The sequence below is a fragment of the Polymorphum gilvum SL003B-26A1 genome, from assembly GCF_000192745.1.
GTDB lineage: Bacteria > Pseudomonadota > Alphaproteobacteria > Rhizobiales > Stappiaceae > Polymorphum > Polymorphum gilvum.
The window spans coordinates 672,712-692,567 of sequence record NC_015259.1 but is presented as its reverse complement, the minus strand read 5'-3'; the positions used below and the strand labels follow the sequence as shown (position 1 = coordinate 692,567).

Here is a 19,856-nt window from a genome sequence, read left to right as displayed (position 1 = left end):
CCGCCGATCATCTGCGCCAGTGACAGTGTCACGCAGCGACGGCTTCCGTTCTTTTCACCTTGGACCCAATTGCCACCAGATCGGGCTCGTCCAGTGTCTCGCGTTGCAGGAGATCCTGCGCCGATTGCTCGAGCAGCGCCCGGTTGGCTTCGAGAAGCGAGAGGGTGCGCTTGAACACGCCATCCACGATGTCGCGCACCTTCGCGTCCATCCGCTCGGCAGTGGCGTCGCTGTAGCGGCGGTTCAGCCACGACGACTGGTCGCCGGTGCCGAGAAAGCCGGGCCGATCGGTGTCGTAGCTGACATGCCCGAGGTCTTCGTCCATCCCGTACCGCGCGACCATGGCGCGGGCGATATCGGTGGCCTTGACCAGATCGTCGGCCGCCCCGGTCGAGACATGATTGTAGATGATCTTCTCGGCCGCGCGCCCGCCAAGCAGGACTGCGATCTTGTTCTCCAGCTCCTCCCGCGTCATCAGGAAGCGGTCCTCGGTCGGGCGCTGGATAGTGTAGCCGAGCGCGCCAATTCCGCGCGGGATGATCGAGACCTTGTGCACCGGGTCCACCCCCGGCAGAGCCATCGCCACCAGCGCGTGCCCCATCTCGTGGTGCGCCACGATCTCGCGCTCGCGCGGGTTCAGAACGCGGTTCTTCTTCTCCAACCCGGCGATGATGCGCTCCACGGCATTGTTGAAGTCGTCCATCGTCACCGCATCGGCCTTGCGGCGCGTGGCGAGCAATGCTGCCTCATTGACGAGATTGGCAAGATCGGCGCCCGAGAAGCCGGGCGTGAGCGCTGCGACCTTCTCGGCATCGACGTCCGGGGCGAGCTTCACCTTTTTCATGTGAACGCCAAGAATCTGCACACGTCCCTTCTTATCCGGCCGATCCACCAACACCTGCCGGTCAAAGCGTCCGGCCCGCAACAGCGCCGGATCGAGAATCTCCGGGCGATTCGTGGCCGCAAGCAGCACGATGCCGACTGATGGGTCGAAGCCATCGAGCTCGGTCAGAAGCTGGTTCAGCGTCTGCTCACGCTCATCGTGGCCGCCGGCGATCTGTCCGGAGGAGCGCGCCCGCCCAAGAGCGTCGAGTTCGTCGATGAAGATGATCGCCGGCGCGGATTTCCGGGCCTGCTCGAACAGGTCGCGCACCCGTGCGGCACCGACGCCCACGAACATCTCGACGAACTCTGATCCCGAGATCGAAAAGAAGGTCACGCCCGCCTCACCCGCCACCGCGCGCGCGAGAAGCGTCTTGCCGGTGCCCGGCGGCCCAACGAGCAATATGCCTTTGGGGATATGTGCGCCCAGCTTTCCGTATTCGGCCGGGTTCTTGAGGAACTCCACGACCTCCTCGAGTTCGGCCTTGGCCTCGTCCACACCGGCCACGTCGGCGAAGCTGACGCCGGTTTCTTTTTCCATGTAAACCTTGGCCTTGCTGCGGCCGACCTGCATGAACCCGCCGAAGCCCTGCTTGTCGGCGAACTTGCGGAACAGCAGCATCCAGATTCCGAAGAAAACAAGCGCTGGCGCCACCCAGGAAATCAGCGTGCCGAGAAAAGTGTTTTGCGGAACGCCAGTGATCTCGATACCTGACCGGTCTATCCGCTCCAGGATTGCGGGATTCACTACGGTCGTCACGAACTGCTTCTTGCCGTCGACCGGTTCGGCGAAGGTGCCTGTGATAGTGTCTGCCCCGACCGCGACAGAGGAAATTTTCCCGTCAGCGAGATACTTCTCGAACTGGCTGTAGCTGATCGGCGCGACGGATTGCCAGCCGGCGATCAGGTTCTGGATGAAAAGCACGGCTATGAAAGCCACCACCCAGTACCAGATGTTGTATTCGGTCTTCCTTTCCATGCCGCTTGTCCCTTTCACTGGCGCCCGAGCCGCGCCCTGATCCGCTCGAGCAGCGCCAGCAGGATGCGCCTTTCGTCTGCCGACAGATCCTGCAGGATTTCATGTTCGAGCGCCGATTGCCGCGGCGCGAGTTCCTCCAGCATCGCCCGGGCCTTCGACGTTGCGGTGACGATCTGCGACCGCCTGTCGTCGAGCGAGGGCGACCGCTCGACCCAGCCGCCCCGGACCATGCGATCGACGAGCTGGCCCGCAGTGGCCGGGCCGACCTCAAGTCGGTCGGCCAGATCGCCGATGGTCAGCCCGGGCGCATCCTCTACATGCGCCGCCGCCATCCAGGACAGGCGGGTCAGACCGCTGTCGCGGATGTCTTGGTCGATCCGCTGCTGGATGAGCTGCGCGACCCGGTGAATCGTCGTCCCGATCAGCGCGATGTCCGAAGAGATCATGGGTATCCTTCCTCCGGTTGCATGAGACACAGGATAGACCGCACTCCATCCAACGTGCAATGCATGCATCATATATGCTTGCATAATAAATGGAACCGCCTATCTTTATAGGCGGTCTCCGAACCCACATCCGGCCGGCACCGTTGCTCGGTCCCTCCATGCCGACGGTTCGGGGGCATCGATCAGCAACAGGAGGCCAGCAATGCTCTACCCGACATATCTGCGCCGCAGCGATCCCTTTGCGCTGATGCGCTCCATGATGCGCGATCTCGACCGCGGTTTCTGGCCGCCGTCCCGCGCGGCGTTCCCGGCGGTAAATGTCTGGCAAGGCCCTGAGGCCGTTGCCATCGCCGCTGAACTTCCCGGCATCGAACCGGGCGACATTGAAATTTCGGTCAAGGACAACGTCCTGACGCTTTCGGGCGAACGCAAGGCGCCCGAGGTTCCCGACGGTGCGCGCTGGCACCGCAACGAACGCGGTTACGGCAGGTTTTCCCGCGCGATCCGCCTGCCATTCGCGGCTTCGGATGACAAGGTCGAGGCGAGGATGACGAACGGCGTATTGCGGATCGTCATCTCCCGGCCCGAGGAAGAAAAGCCGAAGAAAATCGAGATCAAGGCAGCCTGAGAGGAGCTGGAACGATGAGCACCGACATCACGCAAGCCGCCGAAAAGACGCCGACCGACGCGCCTGAAACCGCCGCCGGCGGACGCATCTATCGCCCGTTGACCGATATCGTCGAGACCGATCAGGGTGTCTCCATGATGCTTGAAATGCCTGGAGTCGCCGCCGATGCGGTCGAAATCACGCTCGAAAATCGTGTGTTGACGATCCGCGGCAAGGTTGACCCGGTGCGGCCGGAAAACCTCGAACTTGCCTATGCTGAATATGGCGAGGGCGATTTCGAGCGTGCCTTCACGCTTTCCGAGGACTTCGACCCCGATAGGATCGAAGCCGAGATGCGTGGAGGTGTCCTCACCCTGACGCTCCCCCGAGCCCCTGAAGCGCAGCCGAAAAGGATCGCCGTCAAGGGCGCCTGAAAACCGAAGGAGACCATATCATGCAGATCAAAGACCTCATTCCCTGGGCGCGCAAGGACGGCGCGCCAGATTCCAAGAGCAGCGAAGATAACCCGATCGCGACACTCCAGCGCGAAATGAACCATGTGTTCGAGAACTTCTGGAACCGGGTCGGTCATTTCGAATGGCCCTTTGGCAGCGGCGAAGCGAAATCCGACGTGGTCGAGACCGACAAGGCGATCGAAGTATCGATCGAGCTGCCGGGCATGGAGATGAAAGACATCGAGGTGACGGTCAACGATGACATGTTGACTGTGAAGGGGGAGAAGAAGATCGAGCGCCAAGAGGAGAAGAAGGGATACTATCTCTCCGAGCGCAGCTACGGCGCAATCTACCGGACAATTCCGCTCCCTCCCGGTGTGGATGGCGAAAAGGCGCAAGCATCCTTCAAGAACGGGGTTCTGACGATCAAGCTGCCCCAGACCCCCGAGGCGCAGGCGAAGGTCAAGCGCATCGAGGTCAAGAACGGCTGATTTGCCAAATCGGGTGTCGCCGGTTTGCGGCGCCCCCTCCGCTCCGTGCGATATCGCACCGTCTGGCGAAGCCCCGGGGAGCTTGTCTCTCCGGGGCGGCTTTCGAGGGCAATCATGAAGGACTTGCAACGATCCGGGCTGACCCGTGAACAATGGTCGGCGATGACGCTCTACGAGAAGTTCGAACAAGTTGTCATCTTCGTCCTCAGCGTCATCATTGCGGCGATCGTCGTGGCATCGGTCTGGGCGCTGATGCGCGAAGTCGTGAACCGCTTGGTTCTGGGGGCATTCGACACTCTCGATTACGCCACCTTCCAGGTGGTGTTCGGCATGATCTTCACCGTGGTGATCGCGCTCGAGTTCAAGCGCTCCCTTCTTGTTGCGACCGAACGCAGCTTCGGGATCCTCCAGGTCCGCACGATCGTGCTGATCGCGCTCCTCGCCATCGCGCGCAAATTCATCATCCTGGACCTCGGCGAGACGGAATCATCCAAGATTGCCGCACTCGCGGGCGCGGCGCTTGCGCTCGGGACTGTCCATTGGCTCGTGCGCGATCAGGACCGACGCGAACAGCCCCCTACTAAAAATGCAGATGGCGGTCAATGAACCGAACCTTTTTCATTCGACTTGTTTCAGCAACCTCTGCCGCGCTCCTTATCATAATTGTGTGGCAGAGCTTTCCTATCATTCAGGGCGTTGTGCTCGGTCGGTTTGCCGAACCGCGCGCCGTGGCTCCGCGCGGCGACTTGGCGGCGTTTGAACAAAGCACCATCACGGTATTCAACGCCGCTCGAGACAGTGTCGTCTTCATCACGACGGCCGAGCGTGTAGTCGATCCCTGGACCCGGAATGCCTATGACGTTCCGCGCGGGAACGGTTCAGGATTCGTCTGGGACGAACTCGGTCATGTGGTGACGAACAATCATGTTATCGCCGGCGCGAGCCGGGCAGTCGTCAGGCTGGCTGATGGCCGTGCCTTCTCCGCGCGCCTGGTGGGGCGCGCCCCCGAGCACGATCTGGCAGTCCTGCATATCGGCGTAGGTTCTGACCGGCCACCGCCAATCCCCATCGGCACCAGCAACGAGTTGCGTGTCGGTCAGAGCGTGTTCGCCATCGGCAATCCGTTTGGCCTGGACTGGACGATGACGACCGGAATTGTCTCGGCTCTCGGCCGCGAATTGCCGGGAGAAGGCAGTCTCCCGATACGTGGCCTGATCCAGACGGACGCAGCAATTAACCCCGGAAATTCCGGTGGGCCTTTGATCGACAGCGCGGGGCGTCTGATCGGCGTCAACACGGCCATTTTCAGTCCATCTGGCGGCAGTGCAGGGATCGGCTTTGCGGTGCCCGTCGATACGGTCAACCGGGTGGTACCACAGCTCATCGCTCGCGGCAGCTATGCACCGCCACGACTCGGCGTCTTATTCGATCCTCGGATCGATTCAATGCTCGTGCAAAATGGCACTTCCGGCGTCCTGGTCCTCGGAGTCGATCCTGACGGTCCCGCGGCCCGCGCGGGACTGGTGCCCGCCCGCATCAGCGGCGATGGACTCATTGTCGCCGGCGACCGGATAGTCGGCCTTGGCGCGACCAAAGTTGACGAAGCTGTTGACCTGATCGCGGCGCTCGAAGCGCATCGCCCTGGGGACCAGGTTGAATTGCATATCCGGCGCGGCGATCAACGCAAGAGCTTCAAGATCACACTCGGCGAACCGCGATAGGAGCCGGAAATGCCCGCTGTCTCGACGAGGCATCGATTTATCAATCTCGTCCAATCCGCGCTCTTGCTTGGCCTTATGGCGATGATCGCCTGGGTGTCCATGACAGCGGTCGTCGGCGCGGAGGTCGGGCTGCTGCTTGCCTTCGGAATGGTTGCGGGTCTGATTTTTGCCCCCAATCTGCCGCAAGACTTCTTGCTGTCCGCATATCAGGCGGAGCGCATAACGGGACGTGATGCGCCCGGCCTTGTCGCAGGAATAGCGGAACTTGCGCGACGTGCCGATTTGCCGCGCGCGCCGAAGCTCTATCGCGTATCGAGCCCGTTGCCGAACGCCTTCGCGATGGGCAGTCCGGAAGACAGTACAATCTGCGTCACCGATGGACTGCTTCAACTCCTCGACGGTCGCGAACTCGTCGGCGTCCTGGCTCACGAAGTTGGCCACATCGCGAACCGCGACCTGTGGATCATGGGATTGGCAGATATGATGTCACGGTTGGTTTCCATCGCGAGTTGGCTTGGACAATTCCTGCTGCTCCTCAACCTACCTCTTATTTCCGCGGGCGCGGTCTATGTTCCGTGGCATATCGTGGCGCTTCTCATCTTCGCGCCCACCTTGATGGCGCTCGTGCAGCTCGGCCTGTCGCGCACCCGCGAGTATGACGCAGATCGCGCGGCGGCAGAGCTGACTGGCGACCCGGAGGGTCTCATGAGAGCGCTGAGCAAACTCGAACGTCGTGTCGGAAGGTTCTGGGAAGAAATTTTTCTTCCCGGCCGACGCATTCCCGAGCCGTCTCTCTTGCGGACGCATCCCCCGACACAAAAACGCATTAACCGGCTTCGACAACTTCGCGCGCAAACGCGCGGTCAGGCTGTACCCATCTTTGCACCTCTAGCGACGAAGTATGATTTTACGTCGACACCCCCCAAGTTCCGCGCTTTGGGCTTCTATTGGTGAAATATTGGAATAGCTTTATGATTTCCATGAAGCCATTCTACACGAGATTGCCGGGCGCGACGTAGTGCCATTCGATGCCGCGCCTCTACCATTGGAGCATAGCATTTGAGGTCAGTTCGGCGCCTCTGGTCATCTCCTGTCAATAGACCATCGCCGGCTGATCGCCATTCAAGCTATGCCAACATTTGTTTCGACCGCTTCTTATCGCACGATATCTTGAGCAACCTTCAACTGAAGCTCGCTGCTTTGACGGGGGCGGCTTTTACGACCGGGATGCCGGAACCATCCCATGTGCTCACCGCAATCGGCCTTAGGGATAAAGAAGCCGAGGCTTCGTTCCAGTTCAGCCTCGGTCGACAAATGTTGGGCAACGGCGTTGACGAAGTGATCCGGTTTATCGGCGACACGCTGCGTCGTTTGGCCGCCAATGGCTGGACAAGTCTATCGAGCGGCCAACTTATGTCAGGATGACCAGACACTTTCCCGCCGGCCGGGCAAATATCGGTATAAGGTGGCGATGGACACACCAAGGCGCTCGGCCACTTCCGCAACGCTAATTTCCGGGTCGCTCAGCAGTGTCTTGGCTACGCGAATGTCCGCTTTGGACAACTTCCTTGGTCGTCCACCCTTGCGGCCCCGAACGCGCGCGGCTTCAAGCCCGGCCCTTGTGCGCTCCCGAATGATAGCGCGCTCGAACTCGGCCAAGGCACCGAAGATGTGGAACACCAACATGCCCCCGGCGGTCGTGGTGTCGATTGCTTCAGTCAGGGAGCGGAAGCCTATGCCCTTCGACTGGAGAAGCTCCACGGTGTCGATAAGCTGGCGCATGGACCGGGCCAGACGGTCGAGTTTCCAGACAACAAGCGTGTCGCCCGGCCGCATGAAGTTGAGGGCTTGCTCAAGCCCCGGTCTGTCAGATTTGGCACCCGACGCGGTCTCACCGAAGATGCGTTCACACCCGGCCGCCTTCAGAGCGTCGGTTTGCAGGGTCGATTTCTGTTCATCAGTGGAAACGCGGGCATAACCAATATTCACTTTTCTCAAAATCCATTAATTGAAACGCAATCAGTGTATCAGGTTTTGCGACGTGATTTGAGAAAAGTGGAAAGGCGGAAACTCTTTCCACCTTTCTCAAAATAATATTTAATCAATAATGGTGCTTATTGCGTCGCGCATAATGCGTACGCGATTGTTGTTCCGCACTCGATACTAGCAATCCATCCATTTCCATATGGCCTATCCTGAGTGGCAAAGCGATAAACGTCATCGCAGCCGCAAGAACTTTGGAACACATAACCGCCGCTAACAACTCTCGTTCCTGCCGGGCATGCGGCGACCGAACTAGACCGACAAGCAGAAACCGCGCCAGTCGCGATCTGCACTGAACCTCCACCCGCCATTCCTCCCCAAGCGGTGCCGTTGCAGAACTCCATTGATTGGATGCTTGCATTGTAGCGGATAGCACCGGCCCGTTCTGCGTTGCACACCTCGGACTCTCCCGCCACCCTGATTGCCCCCGCCACGTCAAGCGCAGTCGTAGCAGGCCCAGAACCTATCCCAACACCAGTTGGCAGGGTGACCGGTCCTGACACAGAAAGTTCACCGCCAACCGTGAGGGAGCCACTGACCGTTGAACTCCCACCTACAGTCACGTCGCCGGAAAACTCACGTTGTCCCGCAGCGCTCGTGCATCCGTCCGTATTGGCATTGACGCTGGTTGGCGCATAGATCAATCCAGCAGCCGTACACGCATTCATGCGCTGTTGCTCGTTCTGAAGCACGCTCAACATCACGTTCTGCTTGGCGCCTTCGGCACCACCCCGGTTCGGTGTCGAAAAGAACTTGCTCTGAGCAAAGGCGGGGCCCGTCACCATCAGCGCCACAACAATTAGGCCTTTCACACAATTAAATCTCCATTTTTCTTGAAACAGAATTACCAATACTGTCAATAATATGAACTATCTCACTTTTTTATTATGTTTTACACCGAAAAACGTGAGCTGACTCCGAACTGACGGAGCCAAGTGCGTACAGGCACATAAGAATCCACCGCTGAAACGGAATTGGTAATTCTGTTGCACGCTGCGGAATGACCGCCGCACGTGGTGGCACACAACGGGCGGTTGAGCGATGGCTCGCCGCCGATTTCAACAATCGAAATGAAACCGATGTCAGGACAACTGTTTGATCACGACGGTCAGCGAAAATATCTGACGGCTGATGAGCGCGAGGCATTTCTCAAGGCTGCGGAACGCGCACCACGCGAGGTCCGCACTCTATGCGGCGTGTTGGCCTTCACCGGTTGCCGCATCTCCGAAGCGCTAGCGCTGACGGCCGATCGCGTCGATCTTGCCGGTAGGCTGATCGTTTTTGAAAGTCTGAAGAAGCGACGTAAGGGCGTGTACCGCGGCGTACCGGCTCCCCCGGCGCTGCTCGACGCCCTCGACCTGGTGCACAACATCCGCCAGCTCCAGCAAGCGCGCGGCGGCGGGAGAAACGCCCGTCTATGGAGTATGAGCCGCCCGACTGCGTGGCGGCAGGTAAAGGCTATCATGGACGCCGCGGGGATCGGCAGCGGGCCGCAAGCCAGCCCCAAAGGTCTGCGTCATGGGTTCGGCGTGGCGGCTGTCTCCGCAGGTATCCCGCTCAACATGGTGCAAAAGTGGCTCGGCCATGCTCAGCTCAGCACAACGGCGATCTACGCGGCGGCCGTCGGCGATGAAGAGCATCATATCGCTTCGCGTATGTGGTAGCCGCCGCCCTAGAAGCCAATGAGCTCACGGCCCATCCGGGCCATGACCACGCGGTTGATCGGCAGTTTTGGTCGGAGCGATGGACTCTAGCGCTTCTGCCGCTTCCGGAAATCCGCCGCGTCGGGCCTCTTCCGCAAGGTAGCGGATACACCATTCGAGCCGGTCTGCCGTGATCTCTTTGCATTCGCCGCGACGATTTGGCGTTGCGGCAGGCCATTCTGTATCGAACGTCATGCGGCGACCCTTTCGCTAGGCAACTCATCTAGGTTGGCGATTACAGGACCAGGAACCCCAGCGCGATCGCGGACACGCGCAAGGAAGGCAAGGGAGACTTCCAACCACTCGGCCGCTGCGGTGTCCGTACCAGTCTCGATGGTCCCGCCAAGCCGCTTCGGATTCCATCCCGCGCGGCGCATAATCGGCTCCATGCGGATATCCGACACCGACACATAAGCGCGGAACCCTGAGAACAGGCCGAACTCCAGCATGCCGGCCATGAGCACGGCCGCGATATTGGCAGGCGCCGATTCCTGATCGGCACAGAAGCGCGTGCTCTCCCAAACGTCCGGCGCACGGGGTGGCGTCCCCTCGACTAAGCCAGAGAACACGTCGGCCAGCAAGTAAGGACCTGTTGTCGGCAAAAGCCGGGTACAGGCATTGACTTTGCCATCCGGTGCATAGTGAACCAGGTAGTGGGCATCCGGCAGATCGAACTGGTCGAGCTCAAGGCCGTTGACGACGCTCACATCCCAGCCAAGGCGTTCTCGGAACACCTTCCGCCTCAGCTGGTGCATGGATGCCAGCGCATCCCAATGAAGATGCGCGTTCTCTTTTGAAATCACGTGAAGCAATGGCTTTCCTCCCAATTTGTTTGGGAGCATTGAGCCAGAGAACGAAGCGCCTGCCATCCTGTCAACCTCCACAGGTTACTGGCGAGTAAAGCGCTTTCAGGGCGAGATGATGCCCTCCATGATTGCCTTCATCACTGCGTGATAGACGTTCACAACGCCCATCTTGGAGCGGACATTCGCCAAGTGGAAATAGACCGTTCTATACGAAATCCCGAGTATCTGAGCAGTCTGTGAGAGCGGCGGTGCAAAATTCGGCCACGGTAGCGGCGGGATAGTCCTGCCGCGGGCGGCGTAAAAGTCGTCCACCTATTTTCCTTCTGCAACATGTGCAGGAGGGTCAGGGGATCTACACCGTGGACTTATATCTGAAGGTGCGTCTGGCGGTCTCGGAGGGGATGAGCCGACGTCAGGCAGCGAAGCATTTCAATATCTCACGCGACAGCGTTTCCAAGATGCTGTCGTATTCGACGCCTCCGGGCTATCGCCGTCAGGCCCCGGTGCGTCGGCCGAAGCTGGACGCCTTTGTTTCGACCATTGATCATTGGCTGGACGAAGACCTGAAGGTACCGCGCAAGCAGCGCCACACGGCCAAGCGTGTGTTCGACCGGTTGCGGGCTGAGTGCGGGTTCACCGGCGGCTATACGATCATCAAGGACTACATGCGCGAGCGGGAGCAGCGCCGGCAGGAAGTGTTCGTGCCGTTATCGCATCCGCCGGGCCACGCGCAGGCTGACTTTGGCGAGGCTGTGGTTGTCATCGGCGGCGTGGAGCAGAAGGCGCACTTCTTTGTGCTCGACCTGCCGCACAGCGACGCCTGCTATGTGCGGGCCTATCCGGCGGCGGTGTCAGAGGCCTGGATTGATGGCCACGTCCATGCGTTCGCCTTCTTCGGGGCGGTGCCACAATCGATCGTCTATGACAACGACCGCTGCCTGGTGTCGAAGATCCTGGCCGATGGCACGCGCAAGCGGACAGTGCTGTTCAGCGGCTTCCTGTCCCACTACCTGATCCGGGATCGCTATGGCCGCCCCGGCAAGGGTAATGACAAGGGAAGCGTCGAAGGCCTCGTCGGCTATGCCCGTCGCAACTTCATGGTGCCGATCCCGCGCTTTGCGACGTGGGATGAGTTCAACGCCTGGCTGGAAGAGCAATGCCGCAAGCGCCAGCGCGACAGGCTGCGCGGCGAGAGCGAGACGATCGCAGAACGGCTGCAGCGCGATCTTGCGGCGATGCGGCCGCTGCCAGCTTCGCCTTTTGAGGCCTGCGATCAGGCCAGCGGTCGGGTCTCTTCCCAGGCGCTGGTGCGCTACAGGACCAACGACTACTCCGTCCCGGTCGCCTTCGGCCATCAGGATGTATGGATCCGGGGCTATGTCGACGAGGTGGTGATCGGCTGCCGTGGCGAGATCATCGCTCGTCATCCTCGAAGCTGGGAACGGGAAGACGTTGTGTTCGACCCGCTGCATTACCTGCCGCTGATCGAACAGAAGATCAACGCGCTGGATCAGGCCGCTCCTCTTCAGGGCTGGGATCTGCCCGAGGCGTTCGCCACGCTGCGCCGCCTGATGGAAGCGCGCATGGCAAAGCATGGCCGGCGCGAGTATGTGCAGGTGCTGCGGCTGCTGGAAAGCTTCGAGCTTGCCGATCTGCATGTGGCGGTGAAGCAGGCCCTCCAGATCGGGGCCATCGGCTTCGATGCCGTCAAGCATCTTCTCCTGTGCCAGGTGGAGCGGCGGCCGCCGAGACTGGACCTGTCCATCTACCCGTACCTGCCAAGAGCCACCGTCGAGAAGACATCGGCAAAGGCTATATGCGGCTTCTGTCGACGCATGCGGGAGATGCCGCATGAGCACCCAAGCGTCAGACAATCCCCCTGCGATCCTGCTCTCCCACACGCTCAAGACCCTCAAGCTGCCGACCTTCCAGCGCGAGTATCAGAAGCTGGCCCGGCTCTGCGCCACACAGGGCGTGGACCATGTCGGATACCTCACTCGGCTTGCTGAGCAGGAGATGATCGAACGGGATCGCCGCAAGGTCGAACGCCGCATCAAGGCGGCGAGGTTCCCGGTCGTCAAAAGCCTCGACAGCTTCGACTTCGCCGCTATCCCGAAGCTCAACAAGATGCAGGTGCTGGAGCTGGCCCGCTGCGAATGGGTCGAGCGGCGCGAGAACGTCATCGCGCTTGGCCCCAGCGGCACGGGCAAGACCCATGTGGCGCTCGGTCTCGGTCTGGCCGCCTGCCAGAAGGGCTTGTCCGTCGGCTTCACGACCGCCGCTGCCCTGGTCAGCGAGATGATGGAGGCGCGCGACGAGCGACGTCTGCTGCGTTTCCAGAAGCAGATGGCAGCCTACAAGCTCCTGATCATCGACGAACTGGGCTTCGTGCCATTGTCAAAGACCGGGGCGGAATTGCTGTTCGAGCTGATCGCGCAACGCTACGAACGCGGTGCCACCCTGATCACCAGCAATCTGCCATTCGACGAATGGACCGAGACGCTGGGATCGGAACGGCTGACCGGCGCACTGCTCGACCGGCTGACCCACCACGTCAACATCCTCGAGATGAACGGCGACAGCTATCGTCTCGCTCAAAGCCGCGCCCGAAGGGCAGGCTGAAGCCCCTCAAAAAGTCGCCAACGCCGCACGCGGGAAACTCTGGTCGGGCTACGCCCTCCCGACGTTCCCCGCGTGCGGCGTCAGGTGGCCTACTTTTACGCCGCCCAATGGACGACTTTTGCTCCGCCGTTGACACAGTCTGCCAAGCCGACTTTCCGGCAGCAGTCCAGAGCAGGCATTCGCGCTCGCGCGGGGTCAGGCTGACGGTGGTGCGCCCCATCCGGCCCAGCGCAAGCAACTCGCGGGCATGATTGTGGAAGGCGAGCGACAACAGGTGCACGTCCTGCCCGACGGTGGACATGAGCCGGTCGAGCCCCTCCACGCCATGATCGGAGACCATGGACGCCATCGCGAGCGCACCGCGGGCACCATGGATCGGGATGCCAACGCCTTCACCAACGCCAAACTCGGCCGCCTCTGCGAAAAGGCGTCGTTGTTCCGGCGAGGGATCGACGCCGAAGGACATTGCGCTCCAGGTGAAGGGCGCTACCTGGTTCGGGCCGTTCAGGATGACCGGATCGACGCGGTGATAGCCGCTGTCGATATAGTGGTTGTACCAAGCATCGGAAAAGGTCGTGAGGATGAGCGGCTTCTCATCCGGCAGCGCGTCTGTGCGGATGACCTGATAAGCCCATTCACGGAAGCCGAGATCCCAGAGGGCTTTCGAGAAGGCCGCTTCGAGAGACGCCACGTCTTCCACGTGGCGTATCTGATCAAGAAAGGCGATGACAGTTGACCGGATACGCGACCCCTCCTCGCATGATGTCTACAGAATACTTATGAGCCGCGCCGAAAATTCGTGAAATAACGAATTGTATATGTCATTATTTATTGAATTCGTCCTTTCGTTAAAAACAACAATAAGAAAGATTGGACATGACTCTTTTCATTGGAACCGTCTCTCAAAAAGGTGGCGTCGGCAAAAGCACGCTGGCCAGGCTCATCGCACGCGAGTATGCGCTTGCCGGATGGAACGTGAAGATCGCCGACCTCGACATACAACAGGGCACCAGCTTCAATTGGCAGGCGCGCCGCCTTCAGCGCGGCGTCGATCCGGTGGTCGCGGTAGAACGCTTCGGCACGGTCGGTCAGGCCATCAAGGCGGCTGCCGGCTATGATCTGATGATCCTCGATGGCCCTCCGCACGCCACAATGGGCACCCTTCAGATTGCTGAAGCCAGCACGCTGGTCGTGTTGCCGACCGGTCTCGCGCTCGATGATCTGGAGCCGACCATCTTGCTCGCGCACGAGCTGACGAAGAAGGGCGTGCCGGCCGGGAGGATCGTCATCGCCTTCTGCCGTGTCGGCGACAGCGAGAGTGAGCTTGCCGAAGCCAGCACCTATGTGCGCCAGGCCGGATACCGGCATCTCGCGAAGGTCCTGCCGGAGAAGACCGGCTTCCGACGCGCCAGCGACGAAGGCCGCGCACCCACGGAAACGCGCTTCCCGTCCCTCAACGAACGGGCAGAAGCCATCGCGCACGAGATTGCCGACATCATCCAGGTCAACACCGACAGGGAGGCTGCATAGGATGAGAAAGATTCCGCCACCTCAACGCACCGGCAAAGGTCTGCCGCCCGCACCGGCAAAGGTCGTCCACAATCTCGACCGCGCAGAGGCCGGCACCTTGACGGCGCTCAATTTCAAGGTCAGCCCCGAGTTCCACCGCGAGTTCAAAGCCTATGCGGCCGTCCACGGCGTCTCGATGGTGGATATCTTGAAGGAGGGTTTCGCGCTCGTGAAACAGCGGCGCGGATAACGAAATGACGAAATGGAGAAATCGTCATATAGGTATTTATTTCCGAAAAACAAGCTGCGGAGGTTGACAGGTTACACCACGCACCGTCGATACCAATAAATACATTAGGAAGGCGTTGCCGGCTCCTGGGAAAAGTCAACGTCATAGGACATCGGTGACTGGAGCCGGCAACACTTCCATTATTGTTTACGTCAATCGGATTTACCACACGTCAGTCAGATAAATTTGCAAGCCGCCCATAAGCCCTTGGGAAAAGTCAACTACCAAGGGTATGCAACATGGGACATTTGCGCCTGTTGTGGCGCCTGCTCAGGTTCGCCACGTTCGAGCTTCCGGTCTGTCTGCTGATCGCGACGCTCATCTGGACCATCATCGACAACCTCACTTTGACGACGAACCGGCTGTCGGTCCTGCTTGTGGCCGGCGGCCTCGCCCTTGCCTGCATGTGCTGGCTCGCTTGGCGCCTGGCAGGCCGCCGATCCGACGCGCATGGCTCGGCGTCGTTCGCCACCTCCGCCGACATCGCCCGTGCGGGCCTGCGCGCACAGGGCGCCATCATCGGCAAGAAAGGCGGGCGGCTGCTCCGCTTCAACCGACCGGGGCACCTGCTGACCTTTGCACCGACGCGCTCCGGCAAGGGCGTCGGCGTCGTCATCCCGAACCTGCTGGATCATCCAGGCTCGGTGGTGGTGACGGACATCAAGGGAGAGAACTACCGGATCACCGCCAAGCACCGGGGCACGCTCGGCCCGGTTCATGCCTTCGCGCCGTTCGATCCGGACATCGAAAGCGCCTGCTTCAACCCGGTCGAGTTCATCCGCGCGGGCACAATCAACGATGTGGACGATGCGCGACTTATCGCCGAGATGATCGTGCCGCCCGAGGGGCACGACACCAACCACTGGGAACGGGAAGCGCGGGTTCTGGTGACCGGCCTTTTACTTTACATCGCCAATGACCTGCCGCCCCACCGGCAAAACCTGCGGGAGCTGAGGCTCCTGCTCATGCGCTCGCGCGACGGCTTCAACGCGGTGCTCGGCGGCATGGCGGCGAGTGAACACGCCGTCGTCCAGCGAATTGCCGAAGGCTTCGCGCAAAAGGAAGACAAGGAGCGCTCGGCCGTCGTCTCGACGGCGCAAAGCCGCACGGAAGTTTTCGACAGCCCCCAGCTCGCCGCGATCACCGGCCGTTCCACCTTCCGGCTCGAAGACCTCAAGAACGGCGTCATGTCGATCTTCCTCATCGTGCCACCGGAATACGTCTCGGTTTACCAGCCGTTCCTGCGCCTTATCGTCGGCCTCACCACGGCGGCGATGACGCGCAACAAGCGGATGCCGCGACACCCGGTGCTGTTCCTGCTCGATGAGCTGCCGGCTCTCGGCCCCATGCGGCCAATCGAGGACGGTATCGGCTACCTTGCCGGATACGGCGCGCACCTCTGGCTCTTCGTGCAGGACCTCGACCAGCTGCAGAAGACCTATCGCAAATGGCGCTCCATGATCGCCAACTGTGCCGTGCGTCAAGCCTTCAACGTCCAGGACCCGGACACCGCTCAGCTGCTCTCGGCAATGCTGGGCCAGCGCACGGTGGCCGTTTCCAGCAGCGGCAAGAGCGGCCGGTTTCCGTGGCTCGGGCTGGCATCGAACTATAGCGCGCACCACAGCGAGATCGGCCGACCGCTGTTGGCTCCTGACGAGATCATGCTGCTGCCGGAGAGCTGCCAGCTTCTGTTCGTGCAGGGCTGCCGCCCGATCCTGGCGCAGAAGCTCCGGTATTTCGAGGAGCGCGCTTTCAAGGGCCGCTGGATGCCGTGGCGTATGGGCGATGTCCACGACGAAGCGCGCACCGACCTCGTGCACGAATTAACGAAATAGAGAAAGGACGAAATCATGAAGGAGATTTCCAAGAACTTTGAGGCTTATGCCTCTTTCGGCATCCTTGTCCTCGGCCTCCTATACATACCGCTCGTCGTTGTGGTGGCTTCCAAGGCGCATGCCGCCAGCCCCGCACTTCCGCGCTGCGATGAGGCCCGGACGATTGACCGGGTGCGAGGTGCTTTGGAAGCACAGAGCGGCAAGGTCATTCTTGGGCTGCACAGTGCAGTCGAAACTCATGTCACCGATGGCACTGACTATCGCCGCTGCATGGCAACCGTCGTGACGGACGGCGACGAAGCGACGGTCAGCTATGCCATCGGCTGGTATGACCGGGAGAACGCCGTCCCCTTCTGGGCGGGCGACGGGCTGCCAAGATCACAGTAGGCCGCCTCATTCATCGAACAGGTTGAGGTCGAGCCCGAAGGGCCGGCCTCGTTCGTGTTTGCGTTCCTGCTCCAGCCGGCGTTCCTTGGCCTGCCGCCACGCCCTGTGCATCTGCTTGCGGCGCTCGTCTGACAGATTGGCTTGCTGGATGGCCCGTTCGGTCACGTGCGAGAGGGCACGCGCTCGCGCCCTGATCTTTTCGAGCACGGTGTCGCGCAAAGCCTCTGGCGTGCCGGCAATCTCCCGCAAGAGTTCATAGTCCCGCACTGCCTGCGCGACCCGTCGTCGTGCCCGCTCGATCTCGGCGCGGGTGTGCTCCAGACGATTGACAGCGTCGCGCCATTTGCGACGTCGTTCCGCCAGGTAGCGGAAGTACCGCTTTGCCTCCTTACGTGCGGCGGAGCGGGTCTCGCCCATGCGGATGCCGCGCACGGCCCCGAGGATGAACGGGTTCTCCTCAATCATCCGCTCGGCATCGAGGATGCCATGCTTCTCTTCCAGCGCATCCCAGAGTGTCCGGGCCTTTCCCCCGTCGCGGTAGATCTTGGCGAGGATGTCGTCGAGGGTTCGGCTGCGCTTGGCCAACCAGGTCTGGTCGCGCCCCTCCTGTTTCTCGTTGAAAGCTTGCTGGCGCTCCGCGTAGCGGACCTTGCCGGCCGCCGACCTGTAGGAAGCCTCGATCTGGCTCCAGTAACGCAAGTCCATATCCGCGTCGTCGAACTGGCGGACGGCAAAATCGGCCATGTCGGCGCGCGGCTCCTCGGCGATGAAGCCTGCGACGGTGCGCCGCTCGGCATCGTCCAGGTCGCGGGTGTCGATCTGCTCGCCCGGTTGCCGATCGGCGCGGGCGATCTCGGCGGCCCGCCGCGTCATGTAGTCGTCGAAGTCCTCTCCGAAGCGTTCCTCCAGCACATGGAAGCGCACGCCCTTGCCCATGTCGGAGAGCTTGGCTTCCCGCTCGCCGTCGGTCAGCACCATCCCTTGCCCCTTGCGCTCCAGGGTGATGCCCCGGGCGGCCAACCGCTCGCCCAAGTCGTCCCAGCTCCGGGCGCCGCGGAAGTCGTCATAGAGCGTTTCCCGCAGATATGTGACCTCCTCTTCGTCAAAGCGCGACCGGAACTGCCGTCCGTCGCGGCGGGCCTGCCAATAGTCGGCGTCGGTCGGTAGAAGGCCCTGATCCTCCCGGTCACGGCCGAGCTGCCGGTCGTATTCCCGGTTGCGCAGCACGTTCAGGCCAAACTCCTTGGCCAGCTCCATCGTGATCCCGGTCAGGCGTCGTCCGTCCTGATGACGGTCATAGGCGACATGCCGGCTCGGATGGATGCGGTTGACCAGAAAGTGCATGTGGGGATGGTCGGTATCCTTGTGGGAATAGACCAGCACCTGATGTTCGGTCAGGCCCATCTGCTCGATGACCTTGTCGGCGACCTTGCGCTTGACCTCCTGGGTGACCTTGCCGGCGGCGGCGTCCTTCGGGTCGAAGGTGATGATGAAGTGGTAGGCGGGTTGTTTGCAGCGGGCGGATTGCCGGGCGGTGGCGTCCATCACAGCCGCGGCGGCGCGCGGCTCGTCGGTGTGGAGGTTGCGGCGTTCGACGAACTCCACCCGGTCGGGGGACAGCCCCTTCACCAGCCCGGCGAGGTAGAGGGCCGATGCCCGGAAGCTCTCCGGCTGCTGCTTGGGAACCTTAAAGCGCATCCCGTCCGTCGCCCAGGTTCGGCTCCCGGTCCTGCGTGCCTCCGGAGCGCTTCACGGCCTTGTGGACTGGCTCCAGGACGCGACCAAGAACGGACAGGGTCTCCTCGATGTCGCGGGCGTCGAGCTCCTTGCCCATGTTCGCCCGCCGCGCCATGGCATTGACCATGTGGCCGACCCCGTTGATGGCCTCCAGGTTGTCCTCGATCAGCGGCGCCAGTTCGTGGCGGTCGGTCACCCGCTCCACCAGATCCCCACCGACATAGCTGGCCCACTTCCCGAACGTCTCGTCGCCCGTCGCGTCCTGAAGCTGGGACAGGTTCGTGGCGATCGACGACAGCTCGTACAGCAGCGCCGTCATCACCCGGTCCTTGAGCGGCCGGGGCTTCGGCCGCCGCCCCGCCAAGGTGGCGCGGGCGTACTCCGCGAGCGTCACGCCAGCCTCGGCGGCAGCCCGCCGGAGGTCGTACATCTCCGTCGGCGAAAGGCGGAGGTTCAGAGTCTCGGAGCGCCTGCGCTGGGGATCGAGGGACGGTCTGGCCATGGGTCAAATGGCCCCCGTCCCGGTGGCCTCGCAGAGCAAGATGCCATGAGCTTGAGACCCCGTCAGGAGGTCGAATGCAGGGCCTGTTGGGTGGAAAAGACGGACGCTTGCCGGACCGGCGGAGCCGGGGCCGGTGTCGGGGCGGCAGCCTCGACACGGACGTTTTTGTAACACAACATCCATCTTGCCTCCCCCCTGTGACACGAAAACCCTCCCCCACTTATGGGGTCGGTCCACAGGGTGGAGTGGATTCGGACTGACGGGTCAGATACTTAATCTCAACGATGGACAACGCGATACTAACCGCAATCGCTCTGAATCACAAGCCTCAACACCTGCCAACGGCCACCAACAACATCCGCTGCCGGAACCAGCTCAGCGCCAGCGGGCGGGCGAGAGACGCGCCAGCGCCGCCTCGGCCGCCCGAAGGATGTCGGCGGACAGGCACGCGAAAGGCCCCGCAGGGGCAGCCTGCGGGGCTGGCGCGAGGGAGCGCGGCGGCGGTCAGTAGCCCCAGTCGGGCAGCATCAGGGCGGCGCTTACCGGGTGGACGTTGATGTCGTACCAGAAGCGCACGCCCGACTTCACGTCGCCGTTGGGCGTCCGGTCGAAGTACTCGACGAAGGCGATGGTTACGAACTCGACGTACTGGTCGAAGGTCAGGCTGCGGATGAGATCAAGGGTGGATGGGTTGCTCATGGTCGGTCTCCTCTTGGGTTTCTTGGGCCGCACCGCGCGGCCTTCGTGGCCAAGATGAGGCAGCGGCGCAGGAGCCCGCCGCACCCGGAGGGCCGCAGCGCAGCGGAGGACGGCGAGGCCCGTCTTTCTTGGAGCGCAGCGAC

At 61.6% G+C, this 19,856-nt stretch carries 22 protein-coding genes and 1 pseudogene; 14 read left to right on the top strand and 9 right to left on the bottom strand.

The genetic code is table 11. From position 1 onward, the window contains the following. Positions 1 to 28 precede the first annotated feature (28 nt). Both ftsH and SL003B_RS03335 read right to left on the bottom strand, forming a co-directional pair. Positions 29 to 1,861, bottom strand: a complete 1,833-nt coding sequence (ftsH, locus tag SL003B_RS03340; RefSeq protein WP_013651410.1) for an ATP-dependent zinc metalloprotease FtsH — start codon at positions 1,859 to 1,861, stop codon at positions 29 to 31. 14 nt (positions 1,862 to 1,875) lie between these two features. Further along, positions 1,876 to 2,307, bottom strand: coding sequence for a MarR family winged helix-turn-helix transcriptional regulator (locus tag SL003B_RS03335; protein ID WP_013651409.1), 432 nt, complete (start codon positions 2,305 to 2,307; stop codon positions 1,876 to 1,878). Between the two features lie 202 nt (positions 2,308 to 2,509). Between SL003B_RS03335 and SL003B_RS03330 the strand changes: the two genes are divergently transcribed. The 7 genes from SL003B_RS03330 to SL003B_RS23240 all read left to right on the top strand — a co-directional run bounded on the left by SL003B_RS03330 (position 2,510) and on the right by SL003B_RS23240 (position 7,006). Beyond that, positions 2,510 to 2,935: an Hsp20/alpha crystallin family protein gene (locus tag SL003B_RS03330; protein WP_013651408.1), complete on the top strand. Its 426-nt coding sequence runs from the start codon at positions 2,510 to 2,512 to the stop codon at positions 2,933 to 2,935. 14 nt (positions 2,936 to 2,949) lie between these two features. Next, on the top strand, positions 2,950 to 3,348 hold the full coding sequence (locus SL003B_RS03325) for an Hsp20/alpha crystallin family protein (protein ID WP_013651407.1): 399 nt from the start codon (positions 2,950 to 2,952) through the stop codon (positions 3,346 to 3,348). 20 nt (positions 3,349 to 3,368) lie between these two features. Next, complete coding sequence (locus SL003B_RS03320; RefSeq protein WP_013651406.1) at positions 3,369 to 3,860, top strand: Hsp20/alpha crystallin family protein; 492 nt, start codon at positions 3,369 to 3,371, stop codon at positions 3,858 to 3,860. 114 nt (positions 3,861 to 3,974) lie between these two features. Then, the gene (locus tag SL003B_RS03315) at positions 3,975 to 4,466 is read left to right on the top strand and encodes a phosphate-starvation-inducible PsiE family protein (RefSeq protein WP_013651405.1); all 492 of its coding nucleotides are present in this window, start codon (positions 3,975 to 3,977) and stop codon (positions 4,464 to 4,466) included. After that, positions 4,463 to 5,581 (top strand): S1C family serine protease, encoded by a 1,119-nt coding sequence (locus tag SL003B_RS22630; protein ID WP_013651404.1) that lies wholly within the window; start codon positions 4,463 to 4,465, stop codon positions 5,579 to 5,581. Before SL003B_RS03315 ends, SL003B_RS22630 begins: the two co-directional genes overlap by 4 nt. A 9-nt stretch (positions 5,582 to 5,590) precedes the next feature. Next, on the top strand, positions 5,591 to 6,535 hold the full coding sequence (locus tag SL003B_RS03305) for a zinc metalloprotease HtpX (RefSeq protein WP_013651403.1): 945 nt from the start codon (positions 5,591 to 5,593) through the stop codon (positions 6,533 to 6,535). A 216-nt stretch (positions 6,536 to 6,751) separates the two neighbouring features. Beyond that, positions 6,752 to 7,006 (top strand): hypothetical protein, encoded by a 255-nt coding sequence (locus SL003B_RS23240; protein ID WP_148259244.1) that lies wholly within the window; start codon positions 6,752 to 6,754, stop codon positions 7,004 to 7,006. Here the strand turns inward: SL003B_RS23240 and SL003B_RS03300 are convergent. Further along, positions 6,998 to 7,570 (bottom strand): recombinase family protein, encoded by a 573-nt coding sequence (locus tag SL003B_RS03300; protein ID WP_013651402.1) that lies wholly within the window; start codon positions 7,568 to 7,570, stop codon positions 6,998 to 7,000. The two genes, SL003B_RS23240 and SL003B_RS03300, sit on opposite strands and share 9 nt — an antisense overlap. A gap of 1,088 nt (positions 7,571 to 8,658) precedes the next feature. On the opposite strand from SL003B_RS03300, the gene SL003B_RS03295 reads away from it, so the two are divergent. Further along, positions 8,659 to 9,288, top strand: a complete 630-nt coding sequence (locus SL003B_RS03295) for a tyrosine-type recombinase/integrase (RefSeq protein WP_242390322.1) — start codon at positions 8,659 to 8,661, stop codon at positions 9,286 to 9,288. Positions 9,289 to 9,518: 230 nt separating this feature from the next. Here the strand turns inward: SL003B_RS03295 and SL003B_RS03290 are convergent, their stop codons facing one another. Then, the gene (locus SL003B_RS03290) at positions 9,519 to 10,130 is read right to left on the bottom strand and encodes an acyl-homoserine-lactone synthase (protein WP_013651400.1); all 612 of its coding nucleotides are present in this window, start codon (positions 10,128 to 10,130) and stop codon (positions 9,519 to 9,521) included. A 105-nt stretch (positions 10,131 to 10,235) separates the two neighbouring features. After that, a complete protein-coding gene (locus SL003B_RS03285) occupies positions 10,236 to 10,445 on the bottom strand; it encodes a helix-turn-helix transcriptional regulator (protein WP_013651399.1) in 210 nt (69 codons plus the stop codon). Between the two features lie 47 nt (positions 10,446 to 10,492). Here SL003B_RS03285 and istA point away from each other — a divergent pair. Further along, a pseudogene (istA, locus tag SL003B_RS03280) lies at positions 10,493 to 11,947 on the top strand (IS21 family transposase); the annotation flags it as partial. A 37-nt stretch (positions 11,948 to 11,984) separates the two neighbouring features. Further along, the gene (istB, locus tag SL003B_RS03275) at positions 11,985 to 12,755 is read left to right on the top strand and encodes an IS21-like element helper ATPase IstB (RefSeq protein WP_013650723.1); all 771 of its coding nucleotides are present in this window, start codon (positions 11,985 to 11,987) and stop codon (positions 12,753 to 12,755) included. On the opposite strand, the gene SL003B_RS22625 is transcribed toward istB, so the two are convergent. After that, positions 12,688 to 13,455 (bottom strand): helix-turn-helix transcriptional regulator, encoded by a 768-nt coding sequence (locus tag SL003B_RS22625; protein WP_013651396.1) that lies wholly within the window; start codon positions 13,453 to 13,455, stop codon positions 12,688 to 12,690. The genes istB and SL003B_RS22625 overlap by 68 nt on opposite strands. A 176-nt stretch (positions 13,456 to 13,631) precedes the next feature. Between SL003B_RS22625 and SL003B_RS03265 the strand changes: the two genes are divergently transcribed. The 4 genes from SL003B_RS03265 (at position 13,632) to SL003B_RS03250 (ending at position 16,775) form a co-directional block, all read left to right on the top strand. Then, positions 13,632 to 14,285: a ParA family protein gene (locus SL003B_RS03265; protein WP_049792543.1), complete on the top strand. Its 654-nt coding sequence runs from the start codon at positions 13,632 to 13,634 to the stop codon at positions 14,283 to 14,285. Between the two features lies 1 nt (position 14,286). Next, positions 14,287 to 14,514 carry a hypothetical protein gene (locus SL003B_RS03260; protein ID WP_013651394.1) on the top strand — a complete coding sequence of 76 codons (228 nt, stop codon included), beginning with the start codon at positions 14,287 to 14,289 and terminating at the stop codon, positions 14,512 to 14,514. Between the two features lie 278 nt (positions 14,515 to 14,792). Next, positions 14,793 to 16,388 carry a type IV secretory system conjugative DNA transfer family protein gene (locus SL003B_RS03255; protein WP_049792542.1) on the top strand — a complete coding sequence of 532 codons (1,596 nt, stop codon included), beginning with the start codon at positions 14,793 to 14,795 and terminating at the stop codon, positions 16,386 to 16,388. Positions 16,389 to 16,403: 15 nt separating this feature from the next. Then, positions 16,404 to 16,775: a hypothetical protein gene (locus SL003B_RS03250; protein WP_041375347.1), complete on the top strand. Its 372-nt coding sequence runs from the start codon at positions 16,404 to 16,406 to the stop codon at positions 16,773 to 16,775. A 6-nt stretch (positions 16,776 to 16,781) separates the two neighbouring features. Here the strand turns inward: SL003B_RS03250 and SL003B_RS03245 are convergent, their stop codons facing one another. The 3 genes from SL003B_RS03245 to SL003B_RS03235 form a co-directional block, all read right to left on the bottom strand. After that, on the bottom strand, positions 16,782 to 18,473 hold the full coding sequence (locus tag SL003B_RS03245; protein ID WP_013651392.1) for a relaxase/mobilization nuclease domain-containing protein: 1,692 nt from the start codon (positions 18,471 to 18,473) through the stop codon (positions 16,782 to 16,784). Continuing rightward, positions 18,463 to 19,014: a plasmid mobilization protein gene (locus SL003B_RS03240; RefSeq protein WP_041375346.1), complete on the bottom strand. Its 552-nt coding sequence runs from the start codon at positions 19,012 to 19,014 to the stop codon at positions 18,463 to 18,465. The genes SL003B_RS03245 and SL003B_RS03240 overlap by 11 nt, the downstream gene beginning before the upstream one ends. A gap of 504 nt (positions 19,015 to 19,518) precedes the next feature. After that, positions 19,519 to 19,713: a hypothetical protein gene (locus SL003B_RS03235; RefSeq protein WP_041375345.1), complete on the bottom strand. Its 195-nt coding sequence runs from the start codon at positions 19,711 to 19,713 to the stop codon at positions 19,519 to 19,521. Between the last annotated feature and the right edge of the window lie 143 nt (positions 19,714 to 19,856).